The sequence below is a fragment of the Tardiphaga sp. genome (genome assembly GCF_028290785.1).
Classification (GTDB): Bacteria; Pseudomonadota; Alphaproteobacteria; order Rhizobiales; family Xanthobacteraceae; genus Tardiphaga.
In genome coordinates this window covers 14,822-39,128 of sequence record NZ_JAQGJD010000294.1, presented here as the reverse complement: position 1 = coordinate 39,128, position 24,307 = coordinate 14,822, and the positions used below count along the sequence as shown (strand labels likewise).

General features: G+C 64.0%; 20 protein-coding genes. 9 read left to right on the top strand and 11 right to left on the bottom strand.

Features of this window, described 5'->3' with window-relative positions:
- Positions 1-102: 102 nt before the first annotated feature.
- The 4 genes from JWR89_RS17825 to JWR89_RS17810 all read left to right on the top strand — a co-directional run bounded on the left by JWR89_RS17825 (position 103) and on the right by JWR89_RS17810 (position 3,744).
- Positions 103-294 (top strand): DUF1192 domain-containing protein, encoded by a 192-nt coding sequence (locus tag JWR89_RS17825; RefSeq protein ID WP_299718511.1) that lies wholly within the window; start codon positions 103-105, stop codon positions 292-294.
- A 518-nt stretch (positions 295-812) separates the two neighbouring features.
- Complete coding sequence (locus tag JWR89_RS17820) at positions 813-1,325, top strand: DUF1465 family protein (RefSeq protein ID WP_299718509.1); 513 nt, start codon at positions 813-815, stop codon at positions 1,323-1,325.
- A 149-nt stretch (positions 1,326-1,474) separates the two neighbouring features.
- The gene (locus tag JWR89_RS17815) at positions 1,475-2,587 is read left to right on the top strand and encodes an acyltransferase (RefSeq protein WP_299718507.1); all 1,113 of its coding nucleotides are present in this window, start codon (positions 1,475-1,477) and stop codon (positions 2,585-2,587) included.
- Between the two features lie 323 nt (positions 2,588-2,910).
- Positions 2,911-3,744 (top strand): MipA/OmpV family protein, encoded by an 834-nt coding sequence (locus JWR89_RS17810; RefSeq protein WP_299718505.1) that lies wholly within the window; start codon positions 2,911-2,913, stop codon positions 3,742-3,744.
- Between the two features lie 237 nt (positions 3,745-3,981).
- Here the strand turns inward: JWR89_RS17810 and JWR89_RS17805 are convergent, their stop codons facing one another.
- Together JWR89_RS17805 and rpmE are read right to left on the bottom strand one after the other, a co-directional pair.
- Entirely contained in the window at positions 3,982-4,605 is a 624-nt protein-coding gene (locus tag JWR89_RS17805; protein ID WP_299718503.1) for a TetR/AcrR family transcriptional regulator, read from the bottom strand.
- A 172-nt stretch (positions 4,606-4,777) separates the two neighbouring features.
- The gene (gene rpmE / locus JWR89_RS17800; protein ID WP_299718501.1) at positions 4,778-5,020 is read right to left on the bottom strand and encodes a 50S ribosomal protein L31; all 243 of its coding nucleotides are present in this window, start codon (positions 5,018-5,020) and stop codon (positions 4,778-4,780) included.
- A gap of 172 nt (positions 5,021-5,192) precedes the next feature.
- Here rpmE and JWR89_RS17795 point away from each other — a divergent pair, with 172 nt between their 5' ends.
- Positions 5,193-7,052, top strand: coding sequence for an ABC transporter ATP-binding protein/permease (locus tag JWR89_RS17795; RefSeq protein ID WP_299718499.1), 1,860 nt, complete (start codon positions 5,193-5,195; stop codon positions 7,050-7,052).
- A gap of 7 nt (positions 7,053-7,059) precedes the next feature.
- Here JWR89_RS17795 and JWR89_RS17790 read toward each other — a convergent pair whose 3' ends face one another.
- The 5 genes from JWR89_RS17790 to JWR89_RS17770 all read right to left on the bottom strand — a co-directional run bounded on the left by JWR89_RS17790 (position 7,060) and on the right by JWR89_RS17770 (position 10,379).
- Positions 7,060-7,353, bottom strand: coding sequence for a type II toxin-antitoxin system RelE/ParE family toxin (locus JWR89_RS17790; protein ID WP_299718497.1), 294 nt, complete (start codon positions 7,351-7,353; stop codon positions 7,060-7,062).
- Positions 7,350-7,577 (bottom strand): hypothetical protein, encoded by a 228-nt coding sequence (locus JWR89_RS17785; RefSeq protein ID WP_299718495.1) that lies wholly within the window; start codon positions 7,575-7,577, stop codon positions 7,350-7,352. The genes JWR89_RS17790 and JWR89_RS17785 overlap by 4 nt, the downstream gene beginning before the upstream one ends.
- A 47-nt stretch (positions 7,578-7,624) precedes the next feature.
- Complete coding sequence (locus JWR89_RS17780) at positions 7,625-8,071, bottom strand: GNAT family N-acetyltransferase (protein WP_299718493.1); 447 nt, start codon at positions 8,069-8,071, stop codon at positions 7,625-7,627.
- A gap of 105 nt (positions 8,072-8,176) precedes the next feature.
- The gene (locus JWR89_RS17775) at positions 8,177-9,208 is read right to left on the bottom strand and encodes a peptidoglycan -binding protein (RefSeq protein WP_299718491.1); all 1,032 of its coding nucleotides are present in this window, start codon (positions 9,206-9,208) and stop codon (positions 8,177-8,179) included.
- Positions 9,209-9,380: 172 nt separating this feature from the next.
- Complete coding sequence (locus JWR89_RS17770; RefSeq protein ID WP_299718489.1) at positions 9,381-10,379, bottom strand: flagellar motor protein MotA; 999 nt, start codon at positions 10,377-10,379, stop codon at positions 9,381-9,383.
- Between the two features lie 178 nt (positions 10,380-10,557).
- Between JWR89_RS17770 and JWR89_RS17765 the strand changes: the two genes are divergently transcribed.
- The 4 genes from JWR89_RS17765 (at position 10,558) to JWR89_RS17750 (ending at position 17,004) form a co-directional block, all read left to right on the top strand.
- Entirely contained in the window at positions 10,558-11,367 is an 810-nt protein-coding gene (locus JWR89_RS17765; RefSeq protein ID WP_299718487.1) for a DUF1295 domain-containing protein, read from the top strand.
- Positions 11,364-12,392 (top strand): cyclopropane-fatty-acyl-phospholipid synthase family protein, encoded by a 1,029-nt coding sequence (locus JWR89_RS17760; RefSeq protein WP_299718485.1) that lies wholly within the window; start codon positions 11,364-11,366, stop codon positions 12,390-12,392. Before JWR89_RS17765 ends, JWR89_RS17760 begins: the two co-directional genes overlap by 4 nt.
- A gap of 240 nt (positions 12,393-12,632) precedes the next feature.
- The gene (locus tag JWR89_RS17755) at positions 12,633-13,841 is read left to right on the top strand and encodes an efflux RND transporter periplasmic adaptor subunit (protein ID WP_299718483.1); all 1,209 of its coding nucleotides are present in this window, start codon (positions 12,633-12,635) and stop codon (positions 13,839-13,841) included.
- A 10-nt stretch (positions 13,842-13,851) separates the two neighbouring features.
- Positions 13,852-17,004, top strand: coding sequence for a multidrug efflux RND transporter permease subunit (locus JWR89_RS17750; protein ID WP_299718481.1), 3,153 nt, complete (start codon positions 13,852-13,854; stop codon positions 17,002-17,004).
- Between the two features lie 57 nt (positions 17,005-17,061).
- On the opposite strand, the gene JWR89_RS17745 is transcribed toward JWR89_RS17750, so the two are convergent.
- From JWR89_RS17745 to JWR89_RS17730, 4 genes are all read right to left on the bottom strand, one after another.
- Positions 17,062-19,038: a S8 family serine peptidase gene (locus JWR89_RS17745; protein WP_299718480.1), complete on the bottom strand. Its 1,977-nt coding sequence runs from the start codon at positions 19,036-19,038 to the stop codon at positions 17,062-17,064.
- Positions 19,039-19,080: 42 nt separating this feature from the next.
- Complete coding sequence (locus JWR89_RS17740) at positions 19,081-20,124, bottom strand: phosphatase PAP2 family protein (protein ID WP_299718478.1); 1,044 nt, start codon at positions 20,122-20,124, stop codon at positions 19,081-19,083.
- Positions 20,125-20,309: 185 nt separating this feature from the next.
- Positions 20,310-22,031 carry an adenylate/guanylate cyclase domain-containing protein gene (locus tag JWR89_RS17735; protein WP_299718476.1) on the bottom strand — a complete coding sequence of 574 codons (1,722 nt, stop codon included), beginning with the start codon at positions 22,029-22,031 and terminating at the stop codon, positions 20,310-20,312.
- Positions 22,032-22,420: 389 nt separating this feature from the next.
- Positions 22,421-24,241: a hypothetical protein gene (locus JWR89_RS17730; protein ID WP_299718474.1), complete on the bottom strand. Its 1,821-nt coding sequence runs from the start codon at positions 24,239-24,241 to the stop codon at positions 22,421-22,423.
- Positions 24,242-24,307 lie beyond the last annotated feature (66 nt).

The following is a 24,307-nucleotide window of genomic DNA, read 5'->3' as shown; positions in this document are numbered from 1 at the left end:
GATTTGTCCTTGGCGAGCACGGGATGCGAGACGATCTGATTAGACAGCCGCGCCGGGGCTGGCAACCGTCAGAAGCTGCGTTGCAGACGACAGAGGTGTGACATGGCGATCGAAGACGACGACAAGCCGAAGCGCAAGATCAGCCACGAGATCGGCCAGGACCTGACGCTGCTGTCGGTCGAGGAACTCGCCGAGCGCATCGCGCTGCTCAACGCCGAGATCGCACGCCTGCAATCCAGCATGCAGCTCAAACGCGCCACCCGCGACGCGGCGGATCGGTTTTTCAAAAGCTAAGTGCAAGGCGATAGCGCTGCTCTCGTTCCCCGGGCGCGATGCGATACGAAGTATCGCTTCGCAGAGCCGGGGCCCCGGTTTCGCGCATGACCGGGATCCCGGCTCTGCGCAGCGCCATAAGGATGCCGCAGCGCGTCCGGGAAACGATCACGACTTCGACATCGTCTCGTTTTGGCACAGCGCAATGGGCTGCTGATAGCAAACAACCCCTTACCAAAACCCGCTCATTTACGAGCAATTAAGCTTTCTCGCATATTACTTAAATTGTCCTTGTTCGGACACCGAGTGGCTCCTGTCCACTCTGTTTGACGCCTCCCTGTTATCAACTTCAAAGCCGCCGGAAACGGCGGCTCTTTTTTTGGGGCGTTCGCGGCCGTGGTCCGTGCTGGAAACCATAAATACTTCTTTAATTTCTCGAAGCTGGACTCTGCGTCGCGCAGGCGTAATGATTTGTTCATCATAATGGCCGGCCGCAGATTCAAAGCGGACTGCGTAACACGTGGCGTGAGGCGTTAACTATGTCGGACCGTTTGCACAGCGAACCCTCGCTCGTTCAGTTCAGCGAGCGGCTGACCAACTCCGCTGCCTTCGGTACCCTGTTTCGCGAAGGCATGGACCTGGTCGAGGAGACCGCCGCCTATCTCGACGGCGTCGGCCGCACCGAAGCCAAGGCCCTGGACCGTTCCGTCAGCCTGACCTACGCCACCGAAAGCATGCGGCTCACCACCCGCCTGATGCAGTTGGCCTCGTGGTTGCTGCTGCACCGCGCGGTGAAGGAAGGCGAGATGACGCTGTCCCAGGCCAACCGCGAAAAGACCAAGGTCAAGCTCAGCGCCGCCGATCCCAGCCCGGACGAGATGCTCAGCAAGCTGCCCGAGCAACTGCAGGAATTGATCGCGCGCTCGATGGCGCTACAGACCAAGGTGCGCCGTCTCGATGTCTCGATCCACGCCTCGACCACCGAGCGCGCGGCGATCGGCAACCCGTTGGTGCCGCAGATGAACCGCCTGAAGGCCGCCTTCGAGCGCTAAGCATTGTCATTCCGGGGCGGGAGCAGCGCTAGCTGCGAGCGAACCCGGAATCCGGAGATGGCGGCACGCTGAACATTTCGAGATTCCGGGTTCGCTCGGGCTTTGCCCTCGCGCCCCGGAATGACAGCACTTCCGGAAATGCGCTAAACATGCCCCGCACAGTAGGGGTGTATCACATGGCGGGAGATATCAGGGCGTTGACCGGTGTGCGCGGCGTCGCCGCGGCCATCATCGTCGTCTATCATTTCGGCGACGTGCAACTCGCCACCGGCGGCACCGCCTCGTATTTCCGAATTCCGTTCGGTTACCTGATCGTCGATCTGTTCTTCATGCTCAGCGGCTACGTGATGGCGCTGACCTATCGCGATGCCTTCGCGCATCTCACCCCGCACACCTTCGCCACTTTCATGGTGAAGCGTGTGGCGCGGCTGTATCCCGCCTATTTCGTCATCGGCCTGTTTTATATAGCGAAGATGGCGGCCGGCCTGTCCGGCGATCATCTCGCGATGTATTCCGCATGGGACTGGGTCGGCAATCTGCTGATGATGACCGGCTGGGGCCTCTACATCTATCCGGTGATAGGCGTCGCCTGGGCGGCAAGCGCCGAGATGGGGTCCTATCTGCTGCTGCCGATCCTGATGGCCTTCACCCTGCGCAAGAGCTCGCCGACGGCCGCTGTCGCGGTGCTTGCCGCTTTTGTCGCAATCTACGCCGTCAGTATCAGCGGGCGCGGCTCCGGCGGCTCGCTCGATGTGGTCAACGGCAATTCGTTCTATCCGCTGCTGCGCGCGGTGGCGGGCTTCACGCTGGGGCTGGCGATCTTCCGTTTCGCGGATGCGATCGACCGGCTCTCGATGACGCTGCAGGATGCGCTGGTGATCGGCATCCTCGTCGCGATGGTCGCCGTCGGCGCGCTGAGCCGCAGCGACCTGCCGCTGTACCTGCTGTTCATTCCGCTGGTGGCCGTGCTGTCGCGCGATGGCCGCATGGCGCAGGCGCTGTTCGGCAATGCGCTGGCCTATAGGCTCGGCGTCATCTCCTATTCGATCTACCTGATCCATCCGCTGTTCGTCAGCTTCGCCGTGCGCACCTGGCGGCACTTTGGCGAGACCGAGGCAGTCTATGTCGCCGCGGCCTGCGCCTGCTTTGCCGCGATCTGGGTGTTGTCCGAGCTCAGCTATCGCTTGGTCGAGATGCCCGGCCGCAACTGGATCACGCAGTGGATGGCGCCGCGGAAGCGCGACGTTGTCGCGAAGGCTTGAGGCCGTCCGAAAGCAAGGCCGGCGCTGCGGCGCGATGCCGCAGCCAACCGAGACCGGTTGATTCAGACGGCCCCACTAGTCTCGCCTCGAAATGCGAGTGCGATATCCCTCCGTTGTGTGAAATGCCTGCAGCACAGGGCTTCATGGCGCGGTGCCGGCGATCTACGCGTGGTGAACCGAATGCGAGTTTCGATCGGCCGATAGGCCGCGTATCTTGGCGGTGCTGCGGGGGATCTCCTGTCACATGGGAGATCGCAGCGAAGTGGCATATCGAGGCGCGGCCACCATGGTCATACGCACCTGAAATCGAAGCTGGGGATTTAATGTCATTTTCGCGTGTGCTGCTTGGCGTCTTGAGCGTTGTCGCATTGCCGTCGGCGGCTTTTGCGGCCGATCCAGTGGTGATGCTGCCCTCGGTGCCGTTCGTGCCGTCGGCGTCCGGCGGCTGGACCGTGACGCTCGGGATCGGCGGCGAGATGAAGCCGTCCTATCCGGGAGCCGGCAGTTCGATGCTGGACCCGAAGCCGATCATTTCGATCCGCAGGGCCGGCACGCCGGCGCGCTTCAAGAGCATGCGCGACAATGCCAGCTTCGCATTGATCGACTATGGCCGGTTTCGCGCCGGTCCGGTCGGCGCCTTCAAGTCGGCGCGCAAGGCCGAGGATCACAGCGAGCTGCGCGGCCTCAACGACGTCAAATTCGCCGTCGAGATCGGCGGCTTCGCCGAATACTACGCGTTCGACTGGTTGCGCGTGCGCTCCGAAGTCCGCCGCGGTTTTGGCGGCCATGAAGGCATCGTGGCGGATTTCTCGGCGGATGTGATCTTGCCGCTGAACGAGCGCATGACCTTTGCATTCGGCCCGCGATACACGGTGACCGATGCGAAGTACGCGTCGAGCTATTTCAGCGTCAGCAATGTCGAGGCGCTGGCGTCGGGCCTGCCCGCCTATGACGCCAAGGGCGGTTCGAATTCGGTCGGCGTCGGCGCGCAGCTGCGCTACCAGCTCGACAAGCAGTGGGAAGTGCGCGGCTACGTCGAATACGACAAGCTGCTGGGCAGCGTGGCTGACAGCCCGCTGGTGCAACTCCGTGGCTCCACCAACCAGGTGACTTACGGCCTCGGCGTCGCCTATTCGTTCGACATCGGCGTACGATAGCGCCGCCGGCGCCAGCTTCACCTATAGCAGAATTCAGCTCAACTGAATCGTGTCCCGGACGCAGCGCAATGCGCCTCCCCTGATGATGCGAAGCATCGTTTGAGGAGGCGTAGTGAGCTGCAGAGCCGGATCGTCAAGAACACCGCCCTTGGTACGGTCCGGCTCTGCGGAGCGGCACTGCGCGCCGCACCGCGTCCGGGACACGGTCAAACCGTTTCGCTCCCGATGGATCAAACTCTACCGTCCACCCATCAGGTAATACGACAGCATCGTGGTGAGTTCGCGCTCGAGTTCGCCGTTGGTGAGGGCTGCCGGTCGCATCAGGATCGCGGCGTCGATGGCGGACCCGACCATTCTTGGAAGGAAGAAACTGCTGACCTCGACGTCGAAATCCTTGCGAAGTTCGCCGGCGTGGGCATTGAGGCACTTCCGTAGAATGATCTGCCGTTCGCGGAAAGCGTCCACCGACCATTCTACTGCCGCCGGCCGCGATGTCACCTCTAGCAAGATCCGGAATAGCGGCAGCGCGCTGGCATGACTGGCGATGGACGTGCGCAGGCCGCCAGTGATTTGGCTGCGCAGGTCCGGCTCCGGCTTCTCCGACATGGCCCGCCAGAGCGGCGTTGCGATGCCGTCCTTGAGACGGTGCGCGACCGCCGCCACCACCGATTCGCGGTTCGGAAAATACTGGTACAGCGAGCCGATGCTGACCCCGGCACGTTCGGCGATGCGGTTGGTGGTGGCCTGATCGTAGCCCTCATCGACCAGCAGCAGCGCCGCGGCATCGAGGATCACCTCGACGGTGGCGAGCGACCGAGCCTGACGCGGAATCTTGCGTGGACGATGGGCGCCTTGCGGCATGATCGATGCGCCCCCGCGCAAGCTGTATTGTTTCTGCATTGACATGCATGGCCAACGGGGGCGGTTTTAAGGTTCCATCGCGGCGCGGTTGCGGCATACCGCCAGATCCGTGGCCGGGGGCCCACGAAAAACGCCCCGCAAAGCGGGGCGTTTTGTAACAAAACACGAAGGATCAGGCCGAAGCGGCTTCGTCTTTCTTGAGAAAGCCCGAAAACTTCTTCTGGAAGCGCGAAACGCGACCGCCGCGGTCGAGCATCTGGGCCGAACCGCCGGTCCACGCCGGATGGGTCTTGGCGTCGATGTCGAGGTTCAGCTTGTCGCCTTCCTTGCCCCAGGTGGAACGGGTCTGGAACTCGGTCCCGTCGGTCATAACGACCGTAATCATGTGATAATCCGGGTGAACTTCGGCTTTCATGGCAATTCCTTCGGCGCGCTGGCGCCTGCATCACGGCGTAAGAGGAGTGGATTTGGCCGCTCTATATCGCAGGACTTGCGCTAAGACAAGGACTCCCGCACCGATCCGGCCTTGATTTGCGCCTGGGCCGCGGCAGGCCTATTTGAGGCAGGCGGCAAGGACAGTTGGAATCATGAGCGCAGTTGAACGGCTTGAAATCCCCCCCGGCGTCAAATCGCTGCCACCACAGCCGGATCCTGTGCTTTCCGAGCCCTCGCTGGTCGATGCGGTGGTGGACGCGCCGGCACCCAGCCGCGCCAGATTGCGGCCGCTGCTGGCGCTGGCGCCCTATGTCGCGCGCTACCGCGGCCGGGTGGCGCTGGCACTGGTCTCGCTGACCATCGCCGCACTGACCACCCTGATCGTCCCGATTGCGGCGCGCCGCATGATCGACTTCGGCTTCAGCCCCGAAGGCATCGCCATGATCAACAGCTATTTCAGCGTGATGATCGCGGTGGTCGCGGTGCTCGCGGGCGCCAGTGCCGCGCGCTATTACCTCGTGATGACCATCGGCGAGCGAATCGTCGCCGATCTCCGCCGCGACGTGTTTGCGCATCTCACGGCGCTGTCGCCGGCGTTCTTCGATTCGGCCCGGTCCGGCGAGCTGGTGTCGCGGCTCACCGCCGACACCACCCAGATCAAGTCGGCGGTCGGCGCCTCGGTATCGATCGCGCTGCGCAACATCATCATGTTTCTCGGCGCCGCCGCGATGATGGTGATCTCCAGCCCAAAACTGTCCGGCTTCGTGCTGGCGGCGATTCCGCTGATCGTGATCCCGCTGGTGGCGTTCGGGCGCTGGGTGCGCCGGCTGTCGCGCGATGCGCAGGACAGCCTGGCGGAGGCTTCCGCCTATGCCGGCGAGCTGGTCGGGTCGATCCGCACCGTGCAGGCCTATACCAATGAAAATCTCGCCAATGCCCGGTTCGGCGGCGAGGTCGAGCGCGCCTATGACGCCGCGCTGGGCTCGACGCGGGCGCGCGCGGTGCTAACGGCCGTGATCATCTTCATCGTGTTCTCCAGCGTCGTCGGTATTCTCTGGGTTGGCTCACACGACGTGCTGTCCGGCGCGCTGACGCCGGGCCGGCTCAGCCAGTTCGTGCTCTACGCGGCGTTCGCCGCCTCCAGCCTCGGCCAGCTCAGCGAAGTCTGGGGTGAGGTCTCGGCCGCCTCCGGCGCCGCCGAGCGATTGTTCGAAATCCTCCACGTCAAATCCGCAGTCACCGCGCCGGTGGTGCCCCGCGCGCTGCCGCAGCCTGCGCGCGGCGACGTCAGCTTCGACAACGTTACCTTCGCCTATCCGACCCGGCCCGACATCCTGTCTGCCGACGGCGTCTCATTTGCGGTCAAGTCCGGCGAAAAGGTCGCCATTGTCGGGCCAAGCGGCGCCGGCAAGAGCACACTGTTTCACCTGCTGCTGCGGTTCTACGACCCCCGCAGCGGAACGATCTCGTTCGACGGCCTGCCGATCCGCGACGCCGACCCGAAGGAGCTGCGCCGCCGCATCGCCTTGGTGCCGCAGGATTCCGTGGTGTTCGCTGCCACCGCCCGCGAAAACATCCGCTTCGGCCGGCCCGACGCCACCGACGCCGAAGTCGAGCACGCCGCGAGCCTGGCGCATGCCACCGAATTCATCCGCCGGCTGCCGGACGGGTTCGGAGCGCAGCTCGGCGAGCGCGGCGTGACCTTGTCCGGCGGCCAGCGCCAGCGCATCGCGATTGCCCGCGCCATCCTGCGCGACGCGCCCCTGCTGCTGCTCGACGAAGCCACCTCGGCGCTCGATGCGGAGAGCGAGACGCTGGTGCAGACCGCGCTGGAAGAGCTGATGAAGCACCGTACCACGCTGGTGATCGCGCATCGCCTCGCCACCGTGCTGTCGTGCGACCGTATCCTGGTGATGGAGCATGGCCGCATCGTCGAACAGGGCACGCATGCCTCGCTGGTCGCCGCCGGCGGGCTGTACGCGCGACTGGCGCGGCTGCAGTTCGGGGTGTGACGGGCCGTTACAGTGACCCGGGCATTTCCGACGGATTGCGGGCTGCATGGCGGATCGCATGCACGATAATCTCTGTTTCGGTGGCCTCGTAAAACACGAGATAGGGATAGGGCGGCGTTGCCAAGCGACGAATGACGGGGTCATCCGTGCGCACGCCTATTTCCGGATGCTCCGGGAGAAGACTGACCATTCGCTGGATGCGGGCATGAACGCGCGCTGCCCCGTGCGGGGAATATGCGGTGATATGGTGGAGGATTGCATCGAGATCGGCGAGTGCCGGGATGGTGTAGCGGAGCTTCACAGCCCGTGCTTGGCCCACACCGCCCGGACCTGGTCGTCCGTCGCAAATTCGCCACGCACCGCCGCAGCTTTCGAAATCGCAATGGCAGTTCGCTCGTCGGAAGACAGCGTCACCGGCACACCGTCATTGCCGGCAAGCTGCAGCACGATGCGCGCGATGTCGTCCTGCGCATCCGACGGAAGGCTGCGGGCAAGATCAAGCGCCTGATCTAGAAGCTTTGTCATGGCGCGAGACTAGCTCAATTTTCGGCGGCGGTGAAGTGTCGGAAGCGTTAAGTGGTCCACGCCATAATCAGCACCGCGCGCCCCGACGAATTCACCTCCTCGCCGGTCCGCACAAACCCGTTGCGCTCGTAGAACCTGATCGCGCGAAAATTGTCGGCGTTGACCTTCAGCGTCACGCCATCCGGCGACAGCCGTTTCGCTTCATCGACCAACTCTCTGCTGACCGAAGATCCCCATTGCGCCGGGCTCACCACCAACTGGTCGAGATAGCCCGTGCGATCCATCGTCACGAATCCGACCAGCGCGCCGTCCTGCTCGGCAACCACAATGTCAGCCACCGGCACCAATTCGCTGCGCCAGCGGTTGCGCCACCAGTCGACGCGGGCGTCGAAGTCGATGGAGGGATAGGCCTGCCGCCAGGTCTCCAGCCACAGCGCGATCGACGCGTCTTCGTCGGCGTCAGTATAGCGACGGAGGTGAAACGAAACGCTCATGTTGCAGCCGTCATGGCCGGCGTTATGCCGGCCATCCACGTTCGCGCGGAACGTCGTGGATGGCCGGAACAAGCCCGGCCATGACGCCGAGTTTGGTTCATCACCTCAGCGCTCCGTCAGCTTCAGCTCGATGCGGCGGTTGCGCTTGTAGGCCTCTTCCGTCGTCGCGACGTCGAGCGGCTGGAATTCGGCGAAGCCGGCGGCGACCAGGCGCTGCGCGGGCACGCCGAGCGAGACCAGATACTGCACCACCGAGATCGCGCGCGCTGATGACAATTCCCAATTCGACTTGAACAGCGGGCTGTTGAGGATCGGGCGGGAGTCGGTGTGGCCATCGACCCGCATCACCCAGGCGATCTCGGCCGGGATCTGCTTGTCGAGTTCGGTCAGCGCGCTGGCGACTTTGTCGAGTTCGGCGCGGCCTTCCGGCAGCAGCAGGGCTTGCCCGGTGTCGAAGAAAACCTCGGACTGGAACACGAAACGGTCGCCGACGATGCGGATGTCCGGGCGGTTGCCGAGGATGGCGCGCAAGCGTCCGAAGAATTCCGAGCGGTAGCGCGACAATTCCTGCACCCGCTGCGCCAGCGCCACGTTGAGCCGCTGTCCGAGGTCGGCGATGCGGCCCGCCGATTCCCTGTCGCGCTTCTCGGAGGCTTCCAGCGCGTCCTCAAGGGCGGCGAGCTGGCGGCGCAGCGCCGAAATCTGCTGGTTCAGCACCTCGACCTGGGCCAGCGCACGCGCCGACAGCGCCTTCTCGGAATCCAGCGCCTTGTTGAGTTCGCCGGCGCGGCCGGCAGCGTCGTTGCCGGCGCCGGCGAGGCCGTCATAGAGGCCCTTGACGCGGTCGCGTTCGGATTGCGCGGCGGACAGCCCGGCGCGCATCTGCGCCAACTGGTCGTCGAGGTTGAGCTTGCCGAGCTTCTCGAGCGACAGTAGATCGTTGAGTTGCGCCAGCTTGGCGTTGAGTTCTTCCAGCGCCTTGTCCTTGCCGGTGATCTGTTGCGACAGGAAGAACTGCACCACCAGGAAGATCGACAGCAGGAACACGACCGCCAGCACAAGCGTCGACAATGCATCGACGAAGCCGGGCCAGTAGTTGAATTCGGAGGAGCCGCGCCGTCCGCGTGCGAGAGCCATCAGTTGTTCTCCAAAATGCGGAATTGTTTCCCGGACGCGGTGCGGCATTCTTCATGCCGCTCCGCAGATCCGGGATCCCGGTTTCGACGCAACCAACCGGGGCCCCGGATCAGCAGCGCACCACGCTGCAGGTGCAGCGCGTTGCGCAGCATCCGGGGAACGCGAGTCGTCACTAATTCTTCTCCGGCTGTTTTGCGATGCGCTCCAGCAGCTTCTTGATCTCGCGGTTCTGCTCGCCCTGGCCGTCGGCCCATTCGCGGATCATTTCCTGCTCGGAGCGCATATGCGCCACCAGGCTCTGGATCGCATCCGCGAGGTTGGCCATTGCGGTGGTGGTGCCGCGGTTGTTGCCGCCTTCTTCCATCGTGGTGCGCAGCCGCTCGATGGCGTTCTGCAGGTCGCCGGACGCGCCCGCGGCGGTTTCGCCGGAATATTCCTTCACGGTGGACGCCAGCCAGTCCTCGAGGTCAGTATAAAAGCGGTTCTGCGCGCCGGACGATTGCAGGTCGAGGAAGCCGAGAATCAGCGAACCCGCGAGGCCGAACAGCGACGACGAGAACGAGATGCCCATGCCGGCCAAGGGCGCGGCGAGGCCTTCCTTCAGGGTATCGAACAGCGAGCCGGCGTCGCCGCCGACCTTCAGTCCCTCGATCACCTTGCCGACCGAGCCGACGGTCTCGATCAGGCCCCAGAAGGTGCCGAGCAGGCCGAGGAACACCAAGAGGCCGGTCATGTAGCGCGAGATATCGCGGGCTTCGTCGAGCCGGGTGGCGATCGAATCCAGTAGATGCCGCATGGTCTGCTGCGAGATCGACATCCGCCCGGAGCGTTCGCCGCCGAGGATCGCGGCCATCGGCGCCAGCAAGGTCGGGCGCTTGTCCAGCGCCAGGCCGGGATCGGAGATCCGGAAGTTGTTGACCCAGGCGACCTCGGGATACAGCCGGATCACCTGCCGGAACGCCAGGATGATGCCGATGAACAGTACCCCACCGATCAGCGCGTTGAGGCCGGGATTGGCGAAGAACGCCACGATGATCTGCTTGTAGAGCACCGTCAGCACCAGCGCGCACAGCACCAGGAACACCAGCATCCGCACCAGGAAAATCCGGGGTGAGGACAGTTTGGTCAGTTCGATCTCCATCGCGGAGCGGGAAGTGGAGCCTGGCGCCATGGTGGTTTCAACTGCTTGCGAGGGAACTCAGATGCGCAATATGGCACAGCCCGGCGACAAAAAAAGATCGGAGTAGGCGCGGCGGGACTCATCCAATGGAACTTTGCCCTGAAACCCGGCTTGAATTGTAGCGTATTTGTGAAACGCGCAGCGGCGCGGCCGCTCAATGGGGCCTTGCATGACCTTTCTTTATCTCGAAGCGCTGGCCGCTATCGCGGTCTCGCTGTCCGTCCTGATGGCCGGTGCCTGGCTGGTGCAGCAGCGTACCGGCAATTCCGGCTGGGTCGATACCATCTGGACATTCTCGCTGGGCCTGGTCGGCGCCGGCAGCGCGCTCTGGCCGGTGGCGGGTGCTTCGCCGAATGCAAGGCAGTGGCTGGTAGCCGTTCTGGTGGCGATCTGGTCGGTGCGGCTCGGTTCGCACATCGCTGCGCGTACCCGGGGAATCACCGACGACCCGCGCTACGCGGCGTTCGCCAAGGAGTGGGGCGTCGATTCGCCGAAGAAGATGTTCGTCTTCCTGCAGAACCAGGGCTTCGGCTCGATCCCGCTGGTGTTCGCGATCTTCGTCGCGGCGCGGTTCCCGTCGGAGGCGCTGCGGCTGCAGGATGGGCTCGGCGTGCTGATCCTGTTCGCGGGCATCGCCGGCGAGGCGCTGGCCGATGCGCAACTCAAGGCGTTCCGCTCCGATCCGGCCAATAAGGGAAAGGTCTGCGATATCGGACTATGGCGCTGGTCGCGGCATCCGAACTACTTCTTCGAGTGGTTCGGCTGGCTGGCCTATCCGGTAATCGCATTATCCATTGACTATCCCTGGGGTTTCGCCACGCTGCTGGCGCCGCTCTTCATGTTCTGGATCCTGCGCTACGTCACCGGCGTGCCGCCGCTGGAAGACCAGATGCTGCGCTCGCGCGGCGACCGCTATCGTGAGTACCAGTCGCGCACCAGCGTGTTTTTCCCGTTGCCGCCGAAAGAGGCGACTCCATGAGCGTGGTCTCCCGCATCATCGGCACCGCCGAACGCGTGCCGCTGCCGGACATGGTGATCCGCGCCGGCATCCAGCAGCTCTGCTCGCGCACCGCGACGCGGCTGGCGTCCGGCGATGCGATCGCCGACGCCGCCTTCGCCAGTGAGATGGCGGCGCGCAGCATCGCCGAACACACCGAGGCGGCCAACGCCCAGCACTACGAAGTGCCGGCGGCGTTCTTCGCGCTGGTGCTGGGGCCAAACCGCAAGTACTCGTCGTGCTACTACAAGGAACCGGAATCGACGCTGCGGGAGGCCGAGGAAGAGGCGCTGCGCCAGACCATCGAGCACGCCGATCTCGCCGACGGACAGAGGATCCTCGAACTCGGCTGCGGCTGGGGGTCGCTGGCGCTGTCGATGGCGCGGCAGTTTCCCCATGCCAGCATTACCGCGGTCTCCAACTCCGTTTCGCAGCGCGAATATATCGAGCGTGAGGCGGCGGCGCGCGGCCTCGCCAACCTGAGCGTCATCACGCAGGACATGAATGTCTTTGCGCCCACGCAAAAATTCGACCGCATCGTGTCGGTGGAAATGTTCGAGCACATGATGAACTGGCGCGAGCTGCTGACGCGGATCCGCTCGTGGCTGGCGCCGGACGGCCGCTTCTTCATGCATATCTTCACGCACCGCTCCGGCACTTATCTGTTCGACCGCGCCGACGAGGAAGACTGGATCGCACAGCATTTCTTCACCGGCGGCGTGATGCCGAGTCATCAGTTGATCCGGCAATACGCCGACTTGTTCACCGTCGAGAAGGAGTGGCGCTGGAGCGGCGTGCACTACCAGCGCACGGCGCTCGGCTGGCTCCACAACTTCGATCGCAACCGCGCGGCCATCGAACGCATCCTGCGCCCGGTTTACGGTGGCAGCACGTCGCTGTGGATGCGGCGCTGGCGCTGGTTTTTCTTGGCGACGGCGGGACTGTTCGGCTACTCGAATGGCAGCGAGTGGGGCGTCAGCCATTACCGAATGACGGCGGTTAACTAGATTTACGCGCTCACACGATTCCGTGAGGGCCAGAAACCTGCTGCATTTCCAATGCGGTAAGCGCGTGTGGCATTGCGCCGCCACGAAATGTATTGCGCTGCAGCGCATCTGATTTATCGTCAGCTATCAACAGGTTCGAAATATCCGGAAAAGTCGCGATGGGCGTAGGCCCGGCGGCTCCGTCGATGCATGTGCAACTGGACATGCGCCTCGAATACCCAAGCAGGAACGATAGCTGTCATGACGACATTCAACCCACGCTCCGCAGCCCTGGCGCTATTGCTTGCCGGCCTTGCGCCGGTGCTGGCGGGATGCAACGAGCCGAAGCAGGCCGTTGCGGCAACCCAGGCGCCGGAGCCCGAAGTGAGTGTCGTCTCCGTCAAGCCGCAGGCGCGCTCTCTGATTCGCGAATTGCCCGGCCGCATCGCGCCGACCCGCGTCGCCGATGTGCGTCCGCGCGTCTCCGGCATCGTCGTCGAGCGCATGTTCCATCAGGGCAGCGTCGTGAAGGCCGGCGAACCGCTGTACCGGATCGATCCGAAGCCGTTCCAGGTCGAGCTGCAGGCCAGCGATGCCGCGCTCGCCAAGGCGACGGCGGCCTTCGATCTCGCCGCCCAGCATGCGCACCGCATCGCCACCCTCGCCGGCCAGAAGGCCGTGTCCGAAGCGGAGAACGAGAAAGCCATCGGCGCGATGCGCCAGGCCGAGGCCGAGATCGCCGGCCGCAAGGCCGACGTGGCGCGCGCCAAGCTCAATCTCGATTACGCCACCATCCGCGCGCCGATCAGCGGCATCATCGGCGCCGCGCTGGTCAGCGAAGGCGCGCTCGTGGTGCAGAACGAAAACACCAATCTGGCGACCATCCAGCAGCTCGATCCGATCTATGCCGACTTCACCCAGTCGGTCAGCGAGATGAACACGCTGCGCCGCGCCTTCGAGAGCGGCGACCTCGATCAGATCGCCGACGACGCGGCGCGGGTCCGGCTGGTGCTGGACGATGGCCAGGTCTATCCGCTGCCCGGCAAGCTGCTGTTCTCCGAAGCCAAGGTCGATGCCTTCACCGGCCAGGTGACGCTACGCGGCCAGTTCCCCAATCCGAAGCGTGAGTTGCTGCCGGGCATGTATGTACGCGTCCAGATCGAGCAGGGCATCGACACCGACTCCATCGCGGTGCCGCAGCAGGCCGTGCAGCGCAATGGCGGCGGCGGCAGCGAGGTCTTCGTCGTCAAGGACGACGGCCACGTCGCGACACAGGTGGTGCGTGTGGGCGCGGTACAGGACGGCCAGTGGTTCGTCACTGAAGGCCTCAAGGGCGGCGAACGTGTCGTCGTCGAGGGCTTTCAGAAGTTCGCGCCCGGCGACAAGGTGAAGCCGTTGCCATGGCCGGTGGCCGAAGCCGCCGCCAATGCCGCCGCGGGCGAGCAGCAGACCTCCCAAGCGAAGCCCTGAGACCTGACACATGGCTAATTTCTTTATCGACAGGCCGATTTTTGCCTGGGTCGTCGCGCTGTTCATTTGTCTGTTCGGGGCGATCGCGATTCCGCAACTGCCGATCGCGCAGTATCCGATCATCGCACCGCCCTCGATCTCGATCTCGACCAGCTATCCCGGCGCGTCGCCGGAGAACCTGTACAACAGCGTCACCCGGCTGATCGAGGAAGAGCTCAACGGCGCCGCTGGTATTCTCAACTTTGAATCGACGTCCGACTCGCTCGGCGCGGTGGAAATCATCGCCAACTTCGTGCCGGGCACCGACACCAGCCAGGCCTCCGTCGAAGTGCAGAACCGCCTCAAGCGCGTCGAGGCGCGACTGCCGCGTGCCGTAATCCAGCAGGGCATCCTGGTGGAAGAAGCCTCCGCCGCGGTGCTGAACATCATCACGCTGCGTTCCACCGATGGCAGCCTCGACGAGGTCGGCCTCGGCGACTTCATGATCCGCAACATTCTGGGCGAGGTTCGTCGCATTCCCGGCGTCGGCCGCGCCTCGCTGTATTCCACCGAGCGTTCGCTGCGCGTCTGGGTCGATCCCGCCAAGCTGGTCGGCTACCATCTCACTTCCGACGACGTCAACAAGGCGATCACGGCGCAAAACGCCCAGGTCGCATCGGGCAGCGTCGGCGCCGAGCCGAGCACCGCGACCACCAAGACGTCTTCGCTGGTGCTGGTCAAAGGCCAGCTCACCACGCCGGAGGAATTCGGCGCCATTGTGCTGCGCGCCAATCCCGACGGCTCCACCGTGCGGCTGCGCGACGTGGCGCGGATCGAGATCGGCGGCCTCAGCTACCAGTTCACCACGCGGCTCAATGGCAAGCCGACCGCCGGTCTCTCGGTGCTGATGTCGCCGAAGGGCAATGCGCTGGCGACGGCCGCCGCCATCGAAGCCAAGATGAAGGAGCTGTCGAACTTCTTCCCGGCCAATATCGCCTACGATATTCCCTACAACGTCACGCCGGTGGTCAAGGCTTCGATCGAGAAAGTCGTGATGACGCTGATCGAGGCGGTGGTTCTCGTCTTCATCGTGATGTTCATCTTCCTGCAGAACTTCCGCTACACGCTGATCCCGACCATCGTGGTGCCGATCGCGCTGCTCGGCACCTGCACGATGCTGCTGATGGCCGGCTATTCCATCAACATGCTGACCATGTTCGGCATGGTCCTGGCGGTCGGCATTCTCGTCGACGACGCCATCGTCGTGGTGGAGAACGTCGAACGCATCATGAGCGAGGAGGGGCTTCCGCCGAAGGAAGCCACCAAGAAGGCGATGGGCCAGATCTCCGGCGCCATCATCGGCGTCACGCTGGTGATGATCGGCGTGTTCGTGCCGATGGCGTTTTTTCCGGGTTCGGTCGGCATCATCTACCGGCAGTTCTCCGTCACCATGGTGGCCTCCATCGCGTTCTCCGCGCTGCTGGCGCTATCGCTGACGCCGGCTTTGTGCGCCACCTTCCTGAAACCGGTGAAGGCCGGCCACGGCCACGCCAAAAAGGGCGTGTTCGGCTGGTTCAACCGCAAGCTCGATGCCACCCGCGACGGCTACTCGAAGACCGTCGGCTGGTCGCTCAACCGCACTGGGCGCCTGCTGATCGTCTATGTCGCGCTGCTGGTCGGCCTCACCTGGGGCTTTATGCGGATGCCCGGCGGCTTCCTGCCGATCGACGACCAGGGCTTCATCACCACGGACGTGCAGACGCCGTCGGACTCCTCGTTCAGCCGCACCGAGGGCGCCATCGAGAAGGTCGAGGCCTATCTGGCCAAGCGCTCCGGCATCGAGAGCGTCGTGTTCCTTACCGGCTTCAGCTTCCTAGGCCAGGGCATGAACACCGCGCAGGCCTTCATCACCCTGAAGGACTGGGCGGACCGGCCGCCCGGCGATTCCGCCGCCGCCCTCGTCGCCGATATCAACAAGGAATTGTCGTCGATCCGCGATGCCAAGATTTCGGCGTTGCAGCCGCCGCCGATCGACAACCTCGGCAACTCCTCGGGCTTCAGCTTCCGCCTACAGGACCGCGGCCAGAAGGGCTTTGTTGCGCTCAACGCCGCGTCCGACAAGCTGATCGCCGATGCCAATGCCAGCCCGGTGCTGCAGAAGGTGTTCGTCGAAGGTCTGCCGCCGGCGCCTTTGGTCAACCTGATGATCGACCGCGAAAAGGCCGGCGCCTTCGGCGTCACCTTCGAGGACATCAATTCGACGATCTCGACCAATCTCGGCTCGAACTACATCAACGACTTCCCGAACCGCGGCCGCATGCAGCGCGTCGTGGTGCAGTCGGAGGCCGCCAACCGGATGAACGCCAGCGACATCCTGAATTACAATGTCAAGAACAGCCGTGGGCAGCTGGTGCCGTTCTCGTCCTTCGCCACCGTGGAATGGGCGAAGGGGCCGACCCAGATCACCGGCTTCAACTTCTATCCCGCGGTGCGCATCTCCGGTGAGGCGCGGCCGGGCTTTACCTCCGGCGACGCCATCGCCGAGATGGAGCGCCTGGCCGGCCTGCTGCCGCGCGGCTTCGGTTTCGAGTGGACCGGGCAGTCGCTGCAAGAAAAGCTGTCGGGCTCGCAGGCGCCGTTGCTGCTCGGCCTGTCGGCGCTGGTGGTGTTCCTGGTGCTCGCCGCGCTCTATGAGAGCTGGACGATTCCCATGGCGGTGCTGATGACGGTGCCGCTTGGCATCTGCGGCGCTGTGCTGGCGGCGACTTTGCGCGGCCTGCCGAACGACGTCTACTTCACGGTGGGTCTGATCACGATCATCGGGCTCGCGGCCAAGAACGCGATCCTGATCATCGAATTCGCCAAGGACCTGCGCGCGCACGGCAAGTCGCTGGTCGATGCGACGATGGAAGCCTGCTACCTGCGCTTCCGCCCGATCCTGATGACCGGCCTGGCCTTCATCTGCGGCGTGATCCCGATGGTGGTCGCCAACGGCGCCGGCGGCCAGAGCCAGCGGGCGCTGGGCACCTCGGTCACCGGCGGCATGGTGGCGGTGGTGATCCTGGCACTGTTGATGGTGCCGGTGTTCTTCGTGTCGATCCAGCGGCTGTTCTCGCCGGACAAGAAGACCGAAGAAGCGAAGCAGGACGAGCCGGCGGGGCAGGCGACGGTGGCGCATTCGTAGAGGTCCGCACTCCGGACGCGACGCCATACGCAGTATGGCGACGTAGAGGCGAAGCCGTCACCAGCGCGTCCAGCGCAGCTTCGCGCTACGGACTTCGATCCGGCCGGCGCCGATGCGCTCCTGCAGCGTCGGCTTGAGTGGCTGCGGCCCGGGGTCATGAGCTGCTGCGAAGTCCTGCACGGCACGGCGGTCGCTCGCCAGTCGATCGATCATCAATTTCGAAATCAGCCGTGTCACCTGCGGCGCGGCGACGCTGGTGCCGCTCATCGCCACCACCGAACCGGTCCGTGTGCCGGCGGCCAGGACGCCATGTAGCACAGCGGAGTCGTCAGCCACCGCCGCGGCATCCGGGCCGATGCGCGGAAGCGGAATGCTGGTGGGAGTCAAAGCCGGCCCGGCGCCCGAATAGCGGCTGGGATGATAGTCGCTGCGCCTGAAGCCTCCGATGACGATTGCGTTCTGCTCGGTCGCAAGCGCATTGATGGTGTCCCTTCTGCGAATGGGACTGGCGACATTGTCGCTCTCCTTCGGTCGGCCGGCTAGATCGAAGCGTACATAGTCGCGATCCTCGAACCGCGATTGCCGGCCACGGAGCGGATAACCAAACGGCGTGTCGCCACGCTGCACCCACGCATCGACCGCAATCGCATCGCCCTTGTTCTTGATTTCGACCAGCCAGGTCCCCGAAGGCGCCGTGGGATTCGGTTCGATCTGTGCCGTCGGCGCCATCGCCAGCAGAATCCAGGGACGCTCGCCGGCGGAATTCATATAGCGCGCCCGAAACCGCACATGTCCGTCGGCCGTCAGCCAGGACCAAAGGCCACCGGCATCGATCCAGGGGCTGGCTGGCGCGGCCGGCGGCGTGATGCGCACAGCGATGTCAGCCGATTCCGGCAGCCAGATTTCCATGAATGAGGCCGACTGGTCATCCGGTTGCACCCGCCAGTGCAGTTCTCTCACCGGATAGTCCGGCGCCGCCGCTTCGTCCATCTCGAAGCGGGCATGACATTGCGCCAGATAGTGATTGCCGGCGGGAAGCACGACGCGGAGCGGGGTCGGGCGCGCTGCGATCAGTTGATCGATCGCGCGCTCGAGCGGCGTCGTGCCATCGTGCGGCCCGGCGATGGTGCCGTAGCTCAGATTGACGACCACCTGCAGTGCCGCCGTACCGTCATCCACCGCGATCTGATCGGCGCGGCTCAGGATATAGGTCAAGGCGGCGTAGACGATCGGCGTCAGCAGTCCGCCGGACGTTTCCTTCGTCACCCATTGCGGCAACTGAACGCCGATGAGATAGGGCGAACTCGCGTTCGCTTCCTGCGGGTCGAGCCCGCAGGCGATATCCATCACATGCGTCCCGTGCTTGACACGTCGCGCGACAAGACGCTGTCCGGCCTTTCGATACACCTCGTCTTCATCGATGACGCCTGCATGGGTGCTCGACCTCAGCAGCGTGTTGATCTCGTCTCCGGGAAGTTCACGTCCCCAGCCGAGGTCCTGGGGAGCGCGATCGAACGTCGAGTCGTCCTGGTTCCAGAAGTATTTGAAGCGGGTGGCGCCCGTCGCAAAACGAAATCGCTCGTGGGCGAAGGCCAGGCCGTCATCGATCACGGCGACAATGGCCGTGCACGGCGGACGGGTCGCGAGCGGCTTGCGTCGCTCGGGCAGCGGCTTCGGGGTCGGGAAATGCGGCACGACCGGAGAGCCAAGCTCAAGCCGTCTGATCCATTTGAGCAGGGGCTGCAATTTGTCGTCGATCGAATCCGGACCTTTCCCTTCGACCAACGCCGTAAGCGCCGCGCGGTGCATGATGACCATCCAGAATGTCACTTCGGCATCGAAGGAGTCGCGGGCAGGGGCCTGATAGATCCAGGGGACCCGGATCAGATCTGGATTGAAGTCTCTGGTGACGAAGCTGGCAGCCGACGGTTCGACCTCCAGCAGCACCGGGAACCAGTCGCCGCTCAGATAGGCGAACTTCGTCGCAACAGCCCATTCCAGATAGGGATCAAATATTTTCCGTGTCTCGACCATGGCGAAGGTCCTGGAAGCTGACGGAGAAATGGGATCATGGATTTACGGGAGTTGGCGCCATTCCTGTACGGCTTGCAGCCACAGCCATTCCAGAATGTCCGACTTGTCCGGCGCTGGCTGCGCCGCGAGAGCGGCGATGTAGGAAGGCACGGGTTTTTCCGTGACGGTACCGGCCTCGCAAAAATCCCGAAAATCGAAATCGCCCTCTGGCGGATAACGCTCCCCGTCGAAGCGCCAGGCCTGAAAGTCCGTTGCCCCGGCCTGAGCCCTTTGAATGAAATAACGGCCCAGCGTGAGCCCGAGCATCTGCCCGACCGCCGTATCGACCGGGAAATGCACGCCCGCGACGGTTCGATTGATGGCGATGCGCGCGGCCTGTCGCATCAATTGCTCGCCGAGCACGGGTGACATGCCGTAAGCGGCTTTACGCAATTCCCAGAGGATCCGCGCAATCATGTGGTTCTCGGTGGCGTGACCGCTGGGAAAGCTGCCGTGCCCCGGCGTGAGGATGATCGGCTGAACCTGCAGCGAATATTCGTTGGGACGCCGGCAGGCGAGCGCGTGCTTGAACCGCATCTCAACGAAATTGGCGAGCCTCAGCGCCGCGTCGAGCAGCTCGATGGTTTTCTTCGTGCGATCAGGATGCAGGTACACGATCGAGGCCCAAAACGGGAATGGATATGAAGTCTGGGACAGTATTTCCGAAGCGCGATCTTCCCGGAGGTCGGAATACTCATCAAGGAACCTGAGCTGACTTTGGAATATCTCGGTGGTTGGTCGGATCACCGTCGCGATCCTGCTGGCAGTAGTGCGCGGCGATTGGTCGGCGCCAGGCGTCACGTTGAAGTGCCAGACCGAGACGCCCTCTTGCGACAGCGTGCCGTCCTCCCGCTTTTCGGAGTGTTGAGTAAAATGCAGATGCGATAGCAGATCGAAGTCGATGACGGACGCGCGTACGCCGGGGTCCCAATCCCTAAGATTGAGCGGCTCCTCCACGTCGCGCTGCGCAGGATATCCGGTAGGTGGCGGGGGCGACCAGCTCCCGACGATACCATCGCGATGCTTGATCAGGGCATCCGCCGCCATCGGCGATCCGTAGCCATAAGCTGCGCCGGCGGCTCCAGCTGCTCCGGCGGCGCCAGCCGCTCCAGCCGCTCCAGCCGCTCCAGCCGCACCGGCTGCTCCCGCCGCGCCGGCCGCTCCCGCTGCACCGGCCGCGCCGGCCAATCCTGCTTCAGGACCCATCGTACTCATCGTAGTCCCTTTCATCGTTACTGCGGGACGCCTGCCTCCCGCAACGCGTTGGACCAAATCTTGCCGGTTTCGAATCCCTTGCTCGGACTGCGTTCCATATAGTTTGCAATGGTCAGGCCCGGCTCAAGCCGCAGCAGCTCGCGGACCGTCTTGCGGGCGTCGTCGTGGAGTCCGAGCTGCCATTGCGAAATTGCCAGGGCTCGAAATGTCGAAGTGTGCGTGCGGTTGCTGCGAAGCGAATGTTTGGCCAGTTCGATGGCTCGTTTATAGTGTCCCGCCGATAAAGCCGCGGTGGCTGCCAGCGAATCGTAGAAATAGCGATGAGGATCGAGCGGCGACAATTTGAGCGCCCGCTGCGTATTGTCGATGGCGAGTTTCCCCTCTCCGCGAAAGGCATGCAGGGTCCCCTTCAGCAGCCACGCCAGCGAGTCGTTCGGGTTGATGCTGAGCGCCAGTTCATAATGGTCCTGAGCCACATCGAGCTGCTTCAGCAGGTTGGTGTGAACCAGGCCCGCAATCACCAGCGCCAGCGAACATTGCGGATCTGCGGCGAGAGCCCGTCGGCCGCAGTCGAGAGCCAGTTGCGTTTCCCTCTTCGGGTCCTCGGACCATCCCTGCTGCACGCGCAGCACATGCCATTTGGCCATCCAGGCCCACGGCACGGCTTGTCGTGGTGCGCGTTCACTCAGGGCTTGCAGCATCTGCCGGGAGCGGTCGAAGTCGTGCGGAGACAGCCGATGCATCAACGCGATCGCTCCCATCAGCAAGGTGTAGCTCTCCAGTGTCGGCAGCGGCAGGGATTGCGCCCGTTGAAGCTCGCGAGCCATCACCGCCATGCTGACCGACGCGACGATCGTGTCGACCAGTTCGTCCCTGCCAAAGACGACAGCATGGACGTTGCCGTGCAGGCTATCGGACCACACAACCGCGCCTGTATCGGCAACCGCCAGTTCGACCGTCAATCTCAGTTCGTCGCCCGTCCGGCGATAAGCCCCTGACAGCACGTAGTCTGCGTCGAGGTGTCGGCTGACTTCCTCAAGCGACGCATTGCGATCCCGAAACACGGTAGTCGAAAGCCGCGAGATAAGGTTCAACTCGGACGAGCGCGACAGCGCGGAGATGATTTCATCGGCCAGGACTTCGCCGACAACATGATGCTCTGACCGGCCGCCCCGGGCGGCAAACGGAATCACCGCGATGGTCGGCCGTAATTGCGGCATCGAAGACGTACTGGAATCAATTACAGGTTGCGGACCGGGAGGCCCGACGCGGTAGGCGCGAACGGGGTCATGCAGATGTTTCAGATAGCAGTGCCCGAGGTCTTCGATCTCGGCGTCGAGCGTCGGTGTCAGTTGGTCGCGGACATCGGCGGAAACGACAATTTCGCTGGGCCCGGCCAATGTCGCCAGCCGTGCGGCGAGGTTGACGCCGCTGCCATAGACGTCGTGCTCGCCGGTGATCAGGTGACCGACATGGGCGCCGGTGCGGAGCATGATGTGCTGTTGAGCGGGCAGGCCCAGATTGGCATTTTCGCAAGCGTGTTGAACTTCGAATGCGGCCTGAACGGCCGGTAAAACGCTGGGAAATTCCAGCATCAGCCCATCGCCCAGGCTTTTGACGAGTCGTCCTTGATGAGACGGCAGGATGTCGTTTTCCACAACCCGGACCAGCTGCAGCCACCGATGCACGGTGGAGGTTTCGTACTGCTCCATGAGCCTTACAGATTCGACGACGTCCATGAACAACAGGGTTCGGACCACCCAGTCGGAATGTTCCGCAATTGGGACGCTGTCTTGAACCATTGCCGAGCCGATCGATCGGAAGAGCAGTGTTAGTTTCGATCAGAGTCCCTCAGATGGCAAGTCGGAAACATGTTGCCAACTTGCATCAGTCGAAATGCGCATTCGCTGAGTTACGGAAAATCAAAACTCAACGCCGATGGCATCGTGTCGCGAACAATGTGGCCGAAGCAGCGCCAACACAATGCATCAGGGAGAGTCGGGATTGTCTCACGGCTTGTATGGAACAGCGTCCATGCACAGATGCAGATGCCTTTCGGTAGCGAGGCGATCTCTCTGTTAGTTACACATTTAGTATCTTGCTGCCGACGAGGATCGACGTGATGCATTCAGGTCTTCGACCCAGCGCTGCCTTGGCTTGATCGCCCGATGTTCGGCGTATCGGAGAGCTCTCGCATCTCGATATCGCGGCCCGCGCTCACAGCGCCATCGATGGCGTGGGGCGTTGTCATGTCAGGTGTCGAGGCGGCAACACTGTCGGGCGATTCGACCGGGACCAATGCCGGCAGATCTATTTTTTCTGACGCAGGCGCAACGACCGAAGCGGGTGACGGCGCTGGAGGTGGCGTCGTGTCTGCGACGGCAGGCGCCGCCGCGGCAGCGGATGGCCCGATGCGGGATTTCCGGAACAGATAGGCGACTGCCGCGAGCAGGACGACGACCAGCGCGATCAGAAAGATCACCAGGCCGTTGCCGGCTCCCGAAGGAGTCGGCGTCGGTGCCGCTGCCGGAGTAGCGGGGCGCAGCGCGATGGGTGGACCGACCACCCGCACCTCGGCCGGTGCGGGTGCTGCCGCCGCAGGTGCAGGTGTCTTGGCTTGCGGAGCCGGCACAGGGGTGGGCTCCGCAGGTTTTGGCGCGGTTTGCGTAGCGGCAGCTGGCGCAGGTGGCGCTGCATCAACAGGCTTCGGCGCTTCGGCCACGACGGCTGGCGGCTCCGCAGGTTTCACTTCTGCAGCAGCGCCGGGCAGCCGCGACGCGTCGATCGCCAGCATGCGCAGCGTGCCGCGGCCGCGACCGTTCCAGCTCGCCGACCAGACATAGCCCGCGCCGCCGCCGAGACGATAGATCGGCAGTCCCAGTTGCGCCGATCGTTGCGCGTTGCCGATGCCGTCGATCAGGATGCCGGGTTGGTCGTCGGTGCCGGCAGCGAGCGCAGCCCTCCGCTCCGGCCCTAGCGGCTGCAGCGACACCGCGCCCCAGGACGCGATCAAGCCGCTGGGCACGCCTCTGGCGTCCTGCATCGGCAGCAGCGTTGCCTTGCCGAGCGTTTCCGACAACCTGCCAATCTCGTCATGGGCGTCGTTGTCGTCCATGACGACCGGCTCAAGACTCTGGTTGATGTAGACAACAGCCCCATCGGCGGCGTGCAGAAACGCCGCGGACTCGGCGACGCGACGGCGCCGCGAGCGCTCGGCGGTCTGGCGCTGGCACACGGTGAAGCCGGCATATTGCTGGCTGGGCGCGCAGGCATAGTCGAGATAGTCCGGGCTGCTGACGTTGACACTGCTGCCGAGTCGCATGCCGTTGACGACATAGGCCGGATCGTCGCGCGCGGTCACCTGCGCCGGGGCGGGGACCTGGACCGGCGCGCCGCGCGCCTGGAACGCGGCGATGGCTGTGAGTTGCACGCGCTTGATGCACTCGATATCGGAGCCGCAGCCATGCCGACGTTGCAGCAGCGGCTCGGCGATGCCCTTCGCGACGGCCGCGCCTTCGTGGCCGAGCACATGCTCATAGCCGTCCACGACCGTGCGATCGAGACGCGCCAATTCGCCATTGCTGCAGATCGCCATCTCGTCCGGCTGGTTCGCGATCTTGCAGTTGAAGCTGGGAGTGGCTGGTGTATTCGAATTGCTCGCATCGGCACGGCAGTCGCTGACGATGCCGGCAACGCGATTGTCCGACGGGCCAATGCCGCGGTCGATCAGAACGTTGACCGACCGGCGGGCGCGGCGAAGCCTGTTGTCGATGCAGAGAAGTTCGGCTGCCGAGATCCTTTCCCATTCGGTCTGGATCGCAGCCCTGCGGGGCTGTCCTCCGCGGCCGATGCCCTGGAAAAACTGCTCCAGGCTCTGGGCGGCGGCGCCGTCGATGCCGGCAAAACTCATCGCGCCGATGAGCAACAGTTTCGCAGCAAGGTGCATCATCGGCTCCCGGCCGGTCCAGAAACCTGAGTGGTTTCAGCGGCGGGCCAGCATGGGAACGCGCCGGCA